The sequence below is a fragment of the Acinetobacter lwoffii genome (genome assembly GCF_024129735.1).
Taxonomy (GTDB): domain Bacteria; phylum Pseudomonadota; class Gammaproteobacteria; order Pseudomonadales; family Moraxellaceae; genus Acinetobacter; species Acinetobacter lwoffii_H.
Genome location: NZ_JAMXXK010000043.1, coordinates 17,690 through 29,853, shown reverse-complemented (window position 1 = coordinate 29,853; position 12,164 = coordinate 17,690). Strand labels below are relative to the sequence as shown.

The 12,164-nt window shown below is 44.3% G+C and carries 13 protein-coding genes, 4 tRNA genes and 1 riboswitch; of the genes, 4 read left to right on the top strand and 13 right to left on the bottom strand.

Annotated features, from left to right (window positions below; translation table 11 throughout):
- Nucleotides 1–130: 130 nt before the first annotated feature.
- Nucleotides 131–1,063, bottom strand: a complete 933-nt coding sequence (gene trhO / locus NI469_RS12110) for an oxygen-dependent tRNA uridine(34) hydroxylase TrhO (RefSeq protein ID WP_004645789.1) — start codon at nucleotides 1,061–1,063, stop codon at nucleotides 131–133.
- A gap of 189 nt (nucleotides 1,064–1,252) precedes the next feature.
- Here trhO and NI469_RS12105 point away from each other — a divergent pair, with 189 nt between their 5' ends.
- Nucleotides 1,253–1,741 (top strand): DUF1289 domain-containing protein, encoded by a 489-nt coding sequence (locus NI469_RS12105; protein ID WP_227554943.1) that lies wholly within the window; start codon nucleotides 1,253–1,255, stop codon nucleotides 1,739–1,741.
- Between the two features lie 44 nt (nucleotides 1,742–1,785).
- Nucleotides 1,786–2,397 (top strand): LysE family translocator, encoded by a 612-nt coding sequence (locus tag NI469_RS12100; RefSeq protein WP_086044566.1) that lies wholly within the window; start codon nucleotides 1,786–1,788, stop codon nucleotides 2,395–2,397.
- 65 nt (nucleotides 2,398–2,462) lie between these two features.
- Here NI469_RS12100 and ribB read toward each other — a convergent pair whose 3' ends face one another.
- On the bottom strand, nucleotides 2,463–3,122 hold the full coding sequence (gene ribB / locus NI469_RS12095; protein ID WP_044108711.1) for a 3,4-dihydroxy-2-butanone-4-phosphate synthase: 660 nt from the start codon (nucleotides 3,120–3,122) through the stop codon (nucleotides 2,463–2,465).
- A gap of 106 nt (nucleotides 3,123–3,228) precedes the next feature.
- A riboswitch (FMN riboswitch) is annotated at nucleotides 3,229–3,383 on the bottom strand.
- A gap of 170 nt (nucleotides 3,384–3,553) precedes the next feature.
- Here ribB and NI469_RS12090 point away from each other — a divergent pair.
- Together NI469_RS12090 and NI469_RS12085 are read left to right on the top strand one after the other, a co-directional pair.
- Nucleotides 3,554–5,359: a DUF2157 domain-containing protein gene (locus tag NI469_RS12090; protein WP_121979627.1), complete on the top strand. Its 1,806-nt coding sequence runs from the start codon at nucleotides 3,554–3,556 to the stop codon at nucleotides 5,357–5,359.
- Nucleotides 5,356–5,922 (top strand): GDYXXLXY domain-containing protein, encoded by a 567-nt coding sequence (locus NI469_RS12085; RefSeq protein WP_253175290.1) that lies wholly within the window; start codon nucleotides 5,356–5,358, stop codon nucleotides 5,920–5,922. The genes NI469_RS12090 and NI469_RS12085 overlap by 4 nt, the downstream gene beginning before the upstream one ends.
- A gap of 68 nt (nucleotides 5,923–5,990) precedes the next feature.
- Here NI469_RS12085 and panD read toward each other — a convergent pair whose 3' ends face one another.
- The 11 genes from panD to NI469_RS12030 all read right to left on the bottom strand — a co-directional run bounded on the left by panD (nucleotide 5,991) and on the right by NI469_RS12030 (nucleotide 12,086).
- A complete protein-coding gene (panD, locus tag NI469_RS12080) occupies nucleotides 5,991–6,371 on the bottom strand; it encodes an aspartate 1-decarboxylase (RefSeq protein ID WP_004280606.1) in 381 nt (126 codons plus the stop codon).
- A 144-nt stretch (nucleotides 6,372–6,515) separates the two neighbouring features.
- The gene (pth, locus tag NI469_RS12075; protein WP_004280604.1) at nucleotides 6,516–7,097 is read right to left on the bottom strand and encodes an aminoacyl-tRNA hydrolase; all 582 of its coding nucleotides are present in this window, start codon (nucleotides 7,095–7,097) and stop codon (nucleotides 6,516–6,518) included.
- An 18-nt stretch (nucleotides 7,098–7,115) separates the two neighbouring features.
- On the bottom strand, nucleotides 7,116–7,412 hold the full coding sequence (gene rplY, locus NI469_RS12070) for a 50S ribosomal protein L25 (RefSeq protein WP_004645781.1): 297 nt from the start codon (nucleotides 7,410–7,412) through the stop codon (nucleotides 7,116–7,118).
- Nucleotides 7,413–7,510: 98 nt separating this feature from the next.
- Complete coding sequence (locus NI469_RS12065) at nucleotides 7,511–8,464, bottom strand: ribose-phosphate pyrophosphokinase (protein WP_004280601.1); 954 nt, start codon at nucleotides 8,462–8,464, stop codon at nucleotides 7,511–7,513.
- 36 nt (nucleotides 8,465–8,500) lie between these two features.
- Nucleotides 8,501–8,575, bottom strand: a tRNA-Gln gene (locus tag NI469_RS12060).
- Nucleotides 8,576–8,667: 92 nt separating this feature from the next.
- Nucleotides 8,668–8,742 (bottom strand) — tRNA-Gln (locus NI469_RS12055).
- Nucleotides 8,743–8,760: 18 nt separating this feature from the next.
- A tRNA-Gln gene (locus tag NI469_RS12050) sits at nucleotides 8,761–8,835 on the bottom strand.
- Between the two features lie 26 nt (nucleotides 8,836–8,861).
- Nucleotides 8,862–8,936 (bottom strand) — tRNA-Gln (locus tag NI469_RS12045).
- Nucleotides 8,937–8,938: 2 nt separating this feature from the next.
- A complete protein-coding gene (gene ispE, locus NI469_RS12040; RefSeq protein WP_247143083.1) occupies nucleotides 8,939–9,766 on the bottom strand; it encodes a 4-(cytidine 5'-diphospho)-2-C-methyl-D-erythritol kinase in 828 nt (275 codons plus the stop codon).
- Between the two features lie 21 nt (nucleotides 9,767–9,787).
- Nucleotides 9,788–10,366 (bottom strand): lipoprotein insertase outer membrane protein LolB, encoded by a 579-nt coding sequence (gene lolB, locus NI469_RS12035; RefSeq protein WP_121979624.1) that lies wholly within the window; start codon nucleotides 10,364–10,366, stop codon nucleotides 9,788–9,790.
- A 7-nt stretch (nucleotides 10,367–10,373) separates the two neighbouring features.
- Nucleotides 10,374–12,086 carry a tetratricopeptide repeat protein gene (locus NI469_RS12030; RefSeq protein WP_071850815.1) on the bottom strand — a complete coding sequence of 571 codons (1,713 nt, stop codon included), beginning with the start codon at nucleotides 12,084–12,086 and terminating at the stop codon, nucleotides 10,374–10,376.
- Nucleotides 12,087–12,164 lie beyond the last annotated feature (78 nt).

Below are 12,164 nucleotides of genomic sequence, written 5' to 3'. Positions count from 1 at the left end.
AGGGTTAGAAGTTGCCCACGAGTTGTGAAAGGAAAACCGCAGAAATACCCAAGAAAATGCCAGTCAATTTCTTAACTGACTGGCATTACTCCGAAGAGGGTCTTTATATATTTCATTACAAAAGGCCAAATTAGAGGCGTTTGCGTTTTGCTGCTAAAATTTGTGATTGACGCATACGAAAACCTTCTTTTTGTTTCTCCGAGGTTTTGTCAATACAGTACACACAAGAGACACCATGTTCATAACTTGGGAGGGCAACTTCTTCTGGAAGTAAAGGCCAGCCACACGCATGACACTTGGTATTTTGGCCTTCTTCAACACCGTGCGTTACGGCAGTACGACCATCAAACACGAAGCATTCACCTTCCCACATGCTTTCTTCAGCCGGGGTTTCTTCCAGGTATTTCAAAATACCGCCTTTCAGGTGATAAACTTCAGTGAAGCCTTCTTGAAGAAGTAAAGAGGTTGATTTTTCACAACGAATACCACCTGTACAGAACATGGCAATTTTCTTGTCTTTGTGCTGTTCCAGATTATTTTTCACGTATTCAGGGAATTCGCGGAAGCTTTCAGTTTTCGGATCAATCGCGCCTTTGAACGTACCTGCTTTGTATTCGTAATCGTTACGGGTATCAACCAGAATCACGTCATCACGTGCAATCAGTTCGTTCCATTCTTTTGGATCAAGATAGTGACCGACTAAATCACGCGGTTTCACTTCCACGCCTAAAGTCACGATTTCTTTTTTTAATTTAATTTTCATCTTACGGAATGGCTTTTCAGAACTGTCAGATTCTTTGTATTCCATTTCGTTAAAACCTTCATTTAGAAGGAACTGGTGAATTTGATCAATCGATGCACGGTCGCCTGCAACCGTACCGTTAATGCCTTCACCTGCCACAATTAGAGTACCGCAAAGGTTGATGGATTTTACCAGGTCCAAAAGACGTTGCTGAAGATCGGCAGGATCTTGAACTTCTTTGAATTGATAAAGTGCGGCAACAACCCAACCAGTCGTCGCTTGCTGTTCTACAGGTGCAAGCTGTTCTACAGTAGCGTTCATGGAATACTCCAACGTAGCATGATAATTTGAAAGGCGCATATTTTAGCTTGATTCGAGTGAATAAGCGAGTAAAACGCAAGTCTTTTAACAGGCTTCAATTCATGGGAGAGAGCGTGTATAGTCATGCCCGACCCAGGATTTTGTGCAGTGATGCAGATACTGAAAGTTGCAGTATCTTTGGAGTGTGTTTTGAGTTCAGATCGTCGTATTGCGTCTTTAACCCCATGTGCAGGGCGTTGTTCGACCGTATTTGGTGATGCGGTATGTCGTGGTTGCCGCCGTTTTAATCATGAAGTGATTCACTGGAATGCGTATAGTGCCGAGCAGCATCGAGCTGTGTGGCAACGCCTGGATGCACAGCTGGATCAGATTCTGGTGCCGCTGTTACCGCATGCCGATCTTGTCAAAGTGCAGGCCTTTGTGCTGTCGAAACGGGTGCGGTTGCGTGATGATGCCAGTAAAGGGCGTAAGCTCTACCATGCATTAAAATTGTGTGAAAAAAACCGGCATTTGACTGATGAGAGTGGCCTAGGCATTCATTACAAACAAGTACGTCCAATTTGGGATGAATTTGAACGTCGAGTATTGGCATTGGCAAAAGCCAGTTATGATCTGGCATTCTTGCGTGCTGATGGGATGAGTCAGCATCTGATCCAGATGGAAGAAGAGGACGAGTAGGTCCTCTTTTTTTATGCTGACTATATTAGACAAGGAGGAATGGGGTGAATATTACCGAATATCTGCTGTATTGTCTGGCCGTAGTAATCATGATCGCGACGCCCGGACCAGTAATGTTACTGGTCGCTAGTGCTGGGCTCAAAGGCGGCTATAAGCATGCCTTGCAGACTATTTTCGGGACTAACTTTGCCTCACTGGTTCTGATTGGTTTATCCATTCTCAGTCTAAAAGGTCTTCTGGTTGTTAACGAAAATTGGCTGAATGGCATTAAGCTACTTGGCTGTTTGTATATTGCCTGGCTGGGAATTCAGATTTTCAGGGAAGTCTGGCAAGGGCAGGGATCAACTGGACCACAAAACCTGCAGCCCGTACAGGGTGGCTTTCGTACCGGTTTTCTGGTAGGTATTTCTAATCCCAAGGATATTATTTTCTTTGCCGCCTTTTTTCCGCAATTTATAGGCATTAGCCCAAACCTCGATTTAAGCTTGGTGATTCTGACAATTAGCTGGATTGTTCTGGATTTTCTCACCCTGTCACTGGTGTATCTGGGTTTTCAGCGATTATCTCGGTCTCAGCTTTATCCGCATTTACTTGGGCTATGTGGCTTGATCTTGTTAATGGTTGCACTGTATGGGATTTATTCCATCTTCAGTTAATTCAATCAATATATACGACACAAAAAATCCCGGACCAAATGCCGGGATTTTCTTTTTAAATAGACTTATATATTGTGTTGCTGGCGGTACTGTACCAGTTCATCAATGGTAATTAGGCTCAGTTGATGCGTCTGTGCATACGAGAGAACTTGAATACCAGAAGCCATGCTGCCATCCGGATTAGTCAGTTCACACAACACGCCGGCAGGTTTTAAACCAGCCAGACGCGCAAGGTCAATAGTACCTTCAGTATGACCACGCCGGGTTAAGACACCACCTTCACGGGCGCGTAATGGGAATACATGACCAGGACGATTCAGATCACTGGCAACTGCGCCGTCTTTAATCGCTGTTTTAATTGTAGTCGTGCGGTCTTTGGCAGAAACACCGGTTGTTACACCCTCTACTGCTTCAATACTTACAGTAAAGGCAGTTTTAAACTGGCTAGAGTTATCTTGTACCATTGGTGGTAACTCTAAATGGTTTGCTAGCTCATCAGTCAGACATAAGCAAACGATGCCGGAACCATCACGAATCATACGCGCCATGGTTTCTATAGTTAAAGTTTCAGCTGCCACAATCAGATCGGCTTCATTTTCACGGTCAAAATCATCCATGACCAAGACAGGTTTGCCTTGGCGGAGATCTTCGAGTGCCTGAAGGATACGTTGTTCAGCAGGGGCTAAAGCAGAAAAGAAAATTTCGGGTTGAATCAAACTTGACATTGAAATGCTCACCTAAACTAAAAATATGATTGAACATTTCAGGACTGAGTGAAAATAGGCTTATAGCAAAAACAGGTGTATGCACGGCATACAGCCTTGGTGCTGCTTTCGTCTTCTTTCATCCGGACTATACCGTCGGCTCTGGATTTGCACCAGATCTGCAGATCAATCGAAATTGACCGCTCGTGGGCTAATTCAAGCCTAATTATAAAAAGCTGAAATTACCACCGGTGGGGAATCACACCCCGCCCTGAAGCGATGTAAGAACATTATAGTCCTGATTTTAAAAAGATGGGATGGTTGAAATGGAAAGTAATTTGCAGAATTTTAGATAAACAAAACAGATAATCTGAATTACCCAGGTTTTTAGCAAAATACTGGAAACATGCTATGGTGTGAGGAAGATTAGAAATCCTTCAATCATTCTAACAATGCATAAAACTGAGCTGATCCGAAATAATCAATTTTCGCCCTTGCTGTTCTGCAATGTAGAAGTACTACGTTATTTAAAAATCTTGGGCTTGGCACTCATCACGGTCAGTTTGCTGTATTTAATGGCAGCGAACTGGTGGATGCTGCCGGATCCGGTTCAGCTGGCAATCCCGATGCTGATTTTACTCTGTAGTGCAACAGCAAGTATTTACTTCGACCAGCAGGAATGGGTGAGACAGAGTCTGGATACAGTATCTGGTCTCATGCTGGGTTTAAGTCTGGCAATGATTGGGCAGATTTATCAAACTGGCGCAGATAGTTATCTGTTATTTTTGCTCTGGTCAGCCTTGCTCTTACCATGGCTCTATCGCTCCAATATTGGCATTTTTGTCATGCTTTGCGTAGTGAGCCAGCTGACGTTGTATCTGTATTTTAAACAGAGCTTCTGGATGGGAAGAGCAGAAGGGTTGTATTTGCTCGGTCTAAATTTGCTGACAGCACTTAGCTTTGCGTATGCCATGCGCTATTACGCGCTGCTACGTTTTCTGTTTATCGCATTTGTGATCGTGATTTCGATCAGCAGCATGATGCAGTTTATTCATCACTCTAAGCTGATCTATTTAACTTCTTCAGTTGTTTTACCGACAGGTGCCGCATTTTATTTTTATAGGAAACATCAGGCGCTAGAAGCCATTCTTCTCATTGCAGGTTTGGCTGCCAGTGTGAGCTTATGGGTATTTGAACTGGTTGAAAATCAACTGACCAATTCAGCTACTGGACTATTTGTGCTAGCTGTGCTGATTTTTGGCTGGTTTGCCTTAATTAGTTTTGCTTTAAATAGAATTTTTCCACAAACCAAATTTTCTGTGATTCCTCTGGCACTCGGTGCCTGGATTTCGGGGATTATTCTTGCAGTCCTGTTACTGACTTACTGGGAAGCATTTTCGATTTTAATGGGGATCATTTTTATAGGCATCGCCTGGAAACTGCTGGGTCAGCAGGCTTCAGTTTTTATGCACCAGTTTGCCTATTGCTTGTGGATCTGTGGTCAGGCAGCAGTTTTAATTCATACAGAACTGCTGACCGACAGTATGGTTGTAGTCTGGCTGCTGCAATTATTAATGCTGGGGCTTACTACCATCAAACGGATGCACTGGTCTATTTTGACCCTACAGCTGCTGATGACGCATGCATTAGCAATCGTGGTTCTGGTCTTAGAGAATTCTTTTAAACATGATGACATGGTGATCAGTATCATACTCAGCTTGAACTATGTCATTTTCATCGGAATATTCCTAACAGCGCGTTATTGGCAATCTTCGCATTATCAGAAAAGTATCTTTCTCTGGATGATTGCCATGCTGACAGGTTCAGCGGTGGTTCAGGCGGTGACCGGATTAGAGCACTGGCACAGCATTGGACAGATCAGCTTTGACCAAGTCCTGTTATTTTATATTCTTCCGAGCTTATTGTTGTTCAGTTTTATTTGGCAAAACTGGCAACAATTTTCTGAAAAATGGCTCTGGTTAATTCCGGTTCTGGGTTTATTACTGATCCTGCTGGGCTATTTTGAAATTTTTATCATTATGCTGCTCATGGCCTGGGCTGTAGTCTATCAGCAACGACTGATGCAAGCTCTGTCGATTTTATTGCTGATCTTCTGGTTATGGATGCTGTATTACAATCTGGGGCTGAGTTTCCTGGTAAAGAGCCTAACGATTTTCATCTCAGGTCTTATGGTTTGGTGCATGGTCTATGGCTTAAAGCAGGTAAGGATTAGACCTGGTCAGGAGGAAACTGCATGAAAAAGTTTCTTCCTCTGATTCTGGCCGGATTCAGTATTCTGCTCTTTGTGGGATTGATCCTGAAACATGAACATCATTTAGTGAACAGCCAGTCCATTTTCGTCGAGTTGGCGCCAGTCGATCCGCGTTCGATCCTGCAAGGGGATTATATGGCACTGAACTATGATCTGCATTTTAGCGCAGTGGCAGCGGAGAATGGTTCCGAACAGTCTGTTTCTGATATCAAAATTGAAGATTTTAAAAATCAATCTCATGTGATGAGTTATGTGCAGCTGGATCAGCAGCGCAAAGTTATTAAAACCAGTTTTGATCGAAGTGCACTCAATCAATCGGAACGTGTAGCCCGATTAATGCTGAAAAACCCACGCAATACTTTTGAGGCTTTGTATCCTGCTGCTAACAGTTTCATGTTCCCCGAGGGTCTGGAGCCTTGTTATCGTAACGCCAAATTTGCAGAGCTGAAAGTGAAGGAAAATGGCAAGGCCTTGTTATTTGATTTGCTGGATCAACAATTAAAACCCTTAAACTGTGAAAGCTCTAAAAGCTGGCGAGAGGGCAGTTAAATAGGTCAATATTCGGGTATTAAAAAAGCCCGCAATGTGCGAGCTTTTGGGTATCTGGTCTGATCAGATTATGCGACTTGTACCGGAATACAGTTGGCGGTGTGGCTGACTGTATTATTTGGGTTAGCATAAACCAAGCGAGGCTGATGGGCATTCGCTTCAGCTTCAGTGAAATCGCCAAAGGTTGCAATAATCACGATATCGCCTACATCGGCTTGATGCGCAGCGCCACCATTGACTGAAATGATGCCTGAATTGTCTTCGCCACGAATTGCATAAGTTGCAAAACGTTTACCATTGGTCACGTTCCACACATGAATTTCTTCGTATTCACGAATGCCAGCCAAATCCATCAAAACGCCATCAATTGCACATGAACCTTCATAGTGTAGTTCTGCATGTGTAACGTGAGCGCGGTGAATTTTGCATTTTAATAAACGAGATAGCATGGCTAGCGTCCCCTGAGTTGACCTAAGAGTTTGATCATTTGGTTAAATCAATCTTGCTTGCTGTATGGTGAACAATCGAGCAAACGCATTTTGCGCTTAAATAAACTTTCTGGCAAGCGGAATTGTCCAGCAATTTTTGAATGTTTAGTTCGGCTTATATGCGTTGATTTGATTCATGGCTTGCTGTACTTCACCGTTCACCAGCATTTTTGTGCGGGCGAGCGCATGGGAAATTGCATCATCCATTAAATTCTGTTCGCTGCTAGGTGCTTTACTGAGCACATGACCGGAAACACGGTCTTTGGCACCAGGATGACCAATTCCAATACGCAGGCGATGGAAGTTTGAACCAATATGCGGCACGATATCGCGTAGACCATTATGACCACCGTGACCACCGCCAGTTTTCAGGCGAATGACACCGGGATTCATGTCCAGTTCATCATGGGCAATCAGGATCGATTCAGGTGCGATATTGTAAAATTTGGCGAAAGGAACAACACTTTTGCCGGAAAGGTTCATAAAGGTTGTCGGTAGAAGAAGACGGACGTCTTGACCTTCGATATTGCCACGACCGCTAAATCCGTTGAATTTCGGGTCTTTTTTGAGGGTAATGCCATATTGCTCTGCAAGGCGTTCTACGAACCAGAAGCCTGCATTATGGCGGGTTTGGGCATACTCAGAACCTGGGTTACCCAAACCAACAATCAGTGAAATATTTGACACTAATTACACCATTAACACTTATGCGCGTTTGAAGTCAGCGTGCATTGGTGTGTTTTTAGCTGGGTGACGTTGTAACGCTTGGATTTTCACGCTTTCAACTTTACCGTCTACATCAATTTCGATAACTTCTTCAAAGAATGAATTGTTTTCTAAGAATTTAACAAGCTGACGAAGCTCAACAGTAATTGCTACAGGAGCAGCTTCACCACCGTAGATGATTGCAGGAACTTTAGCTTGAAGACGAAGGCGGCGGCTCGCACCTTTCCCTTGAACTGCTTCTTCACGTGCTGCTGCGTTTAATACGAAGTTTGCCATGATAGACATCCTATTTAAGTTAAATGAACCAGACTTGCGACCAGTCTGGTGAGTAAAAGCCCTACCAAATGGCAGGGCTTTGAAAATTCAGCGCTCTATTATAGATAAGAATCGAACATTGCGCTAATAGATTCTTCGTTGTTAATACGACGAATCGTTTCGGCAACCATACTGGCTACTGAAACCTGGCGAATCTTGCCCAGTGCTAAAGCTTCATCAGAAAGAGGAATGGTATCAGTCACAACCAGTTCATCAATCACAGAATTCTTTAAGTTTTCAATCGCTTTACCAGAAAGTACTGGATGCGTTGCATACGCAACAACCTTGCGAGCACCGAAAGTTTTCAATGCATCAGCAGCTTTGCATAGCGTACCAGCAGTATCTACCATGTCATCAACAATGACACAATCACGATCTTTTACATCGCCAATCAAATGCATCACTTGTGATTCATTCGCTTTTTGACGACGCTTATCGATGATTGCAAGATCGATATCGCCCATTTGTTTCGCAACAGCACGTGCACGCACTACACCACCTACGTCAGGTGAAACCACCATCAGGTTGTGATGCGACTGTTGACGCAAGTCAGCAAGTAGCGCTGGTGTACCGTAGATGTTGTCTACAGGGATATCGAAGAAGCCTTGGATCTGGTCAGCGTGCAAGTCGATCATCACAACACGGTCAACGCCTACAGTAGTGAGCATGTCTGCTACAACTTTTGCAGTAATTGGAACACGTGCTGAACGTGGACGACGGTCTTGACGAGCATAACCAAAATAAGGAATCACGGCAGTAATACGACCCGCACTTGCACGACGCAAAGCATCAGCCATCACCAAGATTTCCATCAGGTTATCGTTAGTTGGGGCACAAGTAGGTTGTACGATAAATACGTCTTTACCACGAACGTTTTCAGTAATCTCGACAGCAATTTCACCATCAGAGAACTGACCTACAGAGGCAGCGCCTAGAGGAATATGTAAGTGACTTACGACTTTTTGAGCGAATTGTGGATGCGCAGATCCACTAAAAACGACAAGATTGGGCATGAAGCACCCTTGGCGGTTGGGATATATGGGAATAGATGGCAGGGGTAGCTGGATTCGAACCAACGGATGCCGAGATCAAAACCCGGTGCCTTACCACTTGGCGATACCCCTAATGCGGCAGAACTTTAATATTTTTGCGGTAAAGTGTCAAGGTAAATTAACAGTCTTACAGCAAATGAGTGTTCTGTCTTTTTTCGAGAAAATGGCAGGGGCGGCTGGATTCGAACCAACGGATGCCGAGATCAAAACCCGGTGCCTTACCACTTGGCGACGCCCCTAATTTGATGACTGTAAGATGGCAGGGGTAGCTGGATTCGAACCAACGGATGCCGAGATCAAAACCCGGTGCCTTACCACTTGGCGATACCCCTAATACAGTACATCTACAGGTGGAAAATGGCAGGGGTAGCTGGATTCGAACCAACGGATGCCGAGATCAAAACCCGGTGCCTTACCACTTGGCGATACCCCTATCTACACTTTAAACTGAACTAAAGGTGATTCTTGTAAACTGTTGACCAGGTAAGCTTTACATGGTGCATTTGCAAGAATATCTTCGATATTCAGATTGTCAGTGACTTCAATAAACACACAAGCACCTGTACCTGTAAGCTTTGCTCTACCGAACTGGTCGAGATATTGCATTGCTTCATCGACTTCAGGATATAAGCTTCTTGCCAGTGGCTCAAAGTTATTTCCAAAATCAGATGGCGTTTCCTGATAGGCGCAAAATTTAGTGCTCTTCGTGTCTCTTGTCAATGCTTTTTGCGAAAAAAGCAGTTGAGTGCTGATAAAACAATCAGGTTTTAACACAATGAATTTTTTTTGATCTAAGTCTATGAATGTTAAGTGTTCACCAATGCCTTCAGCCCAAGCATTTTTACCATGCACAAATATCGGCACATCTGCACCCAGTTTAACCCCGAGATCTGCCAGTTGCTCAATATTTAAATCGCACTGCCAGAGCTGGTTTATCACAATCAGGGTCGTCGCTGCATTGGAAGACCCTCCACCCAGACCTGCACCCATCGGGATATTTTTTTCCAGACGAATTTTTAGTCCGCACGGCGTTTTGGCATAGGGCTTCAATAATTGTATCGCCCGATAGATTAAATTCTGTTGCAGATCGACTGAGGCCAAACCTTCTATCTGAATCGCATCATCAGCGCTTTGTTCAAACTCCAGCCAGTCATACAGGTCAATCAACTGAAAAATACTTTGCAGTTCATGATAGCCATTTTCACGGCGACCGGTAATATGTAAAAACAAATTCAGTTTAGCAGGCGAAGGAACACGAATTATCATGGGCTGGAATCAGGTCAATTAACGGTTTTCAATGATCATTGTAATACGGTTTTCCGCACCATTTTCAAGTGACTGCTTTAAAATCAAACGGTTTGGCATTTTGGCCTGCGCATTATAATTGAGATCGACCGTCCAGCCCTGCTCGATAATCTGGTTAATTCGCTGTGTATCGTCTTTTTGTAATTTGGCAGTCGTGGTAGCAGGGCGGGCTTGTACCCAATCGACTAAATAACTGATCGGCGCTTGCCAGCCGGTTGCACGTTGCAGTAATTCTTCGGCACTGGCTGCCTGAATCACACCGGTTTTTGCGCTGTTTAAGGTCACTTGTCCCGGTGTGCCAGAAATCTGGGTTTTACCGACGCCTAAGATACCGCTGAGCTCAATATCGAATTCTTCCTGCTGTTGTACCCAGGTAAAGAATGCGCTGCCAGTCTGTTGAGGGGTACGAACGCCAATTTTACCTTGCAGCTGAAATTGATTCTCTGCCTGTACAGACGGGGTGGCAGGCGCTTGAGGCTTGATCATCTGCTGACAGCCAGTTAAAAATAAAGCAGTGGCTGCAAAGGCACAGCAGCCCAATTGGCTCAAATTGCGCATAAATTAATTAACTCGTTTTAGTTTGTGGTGCTAACAATAGCGAATTAAGTTGTTTCAATTCTGGGTCATTTGGATGGTTTTGTTGTAATTGTTGTAACACTTGGTGGAATTGTTGTAGATCACCTTTCATGTACAAGGAACGGGCATAACGCACGCCAATCTTCACATTCGGATTCAACTGATAAGCTTTGTATAACACGTCCGCAGCTGTGGCGAAGTCATTCTGTAAATAACAGATATAACCATAGGTATCCAGAATGGATGCCTGTTCCGGTGCATATTCCAGTGCCTGTTCGACATAGCGGCGTGCTTCTTCGAGACGACGGTTCTGCATCGCCAGGGTATAGGCATAGGCATTCAGATAGGTCGGACTGTTCGGTTCAATTTTAAGTAAAGTGCTAAGTAGTTCATCCAGCTTGATGCGATCCTGATGGGGGTTCAGCAACAGGACTTGCGAATAAACCAGTTCAGGGTCATCGGGCAGGTTTTTGCTGGCTTCTTCCAACAGGCGGATCGCGGCTTTTTTATTCTGCATGCGCGTCAAAATATCCGCCTGGGCTAGATAGAGGAAGCTGGCATGTTGTGGATAATTCACTCTTTCCTGTGTTAAGAAACGCAGCGCATCATGCAGCTTATCCTGCTGGGCGAAAATCGAGATCATGTTGCGACGTGAGACGGTGTAAAGACTGCCATCGACCAGACGATAATAAGCTTTAGCCGTTTCATAATGCTGTTTGCGTTCTGCATTCACTGCCAGATAATAATATGCTTCATTTTGATACTGCGCAGAATAACGCAGTTCGACCAGATATTTTTCGGCTTTCTCGTATTCTTCCAGGTCGATACTGGTTAGTCCGGCAATAAACAGGGCTTCTTCGGCAGTCGGCCATTTTTTTAGAATGTCTTGCAGTTTTTTTAGCGCCAAAGTCGCTTCGTTCAGCTTGACCAGATATTTGACTTCGGCCAGACGCACATCCAGATTATTGCGGTGTTTACGGCTGGATTTTTCATACCATTGCAGTGTCGCCTGAGTATCGCCGAGTGCATTGAGCAGATTGGCTTTCATCAGGATATATCCAGTCGCATTCGGGCGTTTTTTTAAGGCACGGTTAACTGTATTTAGAGCCTGTTCGAGCTGACCATTTTGCGCTTCCAGACCGGCCACCAGCACCAGAATAGACGGGTTGTCCTTGGCTTTGGTGGTACTTAAGGCCTGAATCAGATAAGTACGGTCTTCTGTACCTTCTGGTGAAATCCCTGCGAGAATTTCTTCCAGATCGGCGCTGTCATCAATTTGCAGGATTTTTTCTAAGGTCTCAGCGGCCAGCTCATATTCATGTGCTTTCAGGGCAATATGTGATAAATAAAATAAAGCGGGGACATCTTGCGGCTCTTGTACCACCCAGTGCGTGGAGATATCTAGTGCTGCCTGAAGATCATCATGTTCCAGCGCGACATTCAGCGCACGTTGCTTGACTGAAGTGGAATTGCTCTTGATCGCTAGCACCGTATAGTTGTGCAAAGCGGTCGGAATGTCATGTGCAGCGATGGCAAACTCAGCCATCATACTTTGTTTTATCGCATCATAATTTTGATTTGCATGGTAAACTGCTTCCGCTGCATAGAGATGTGCAGTCGAAGCCATGCTACCCACCAGTAGGAATGTGGTAGAATATTGCTTAATTGTAGGGCCGTTGATACGGCTAATTGTTTGACGCAATTTTTTCTTGATCCAAGTAATGCTTTTTATGACACCGATGTTGCACAATAGCATAAATTTAGTGAAATGATGACCTGA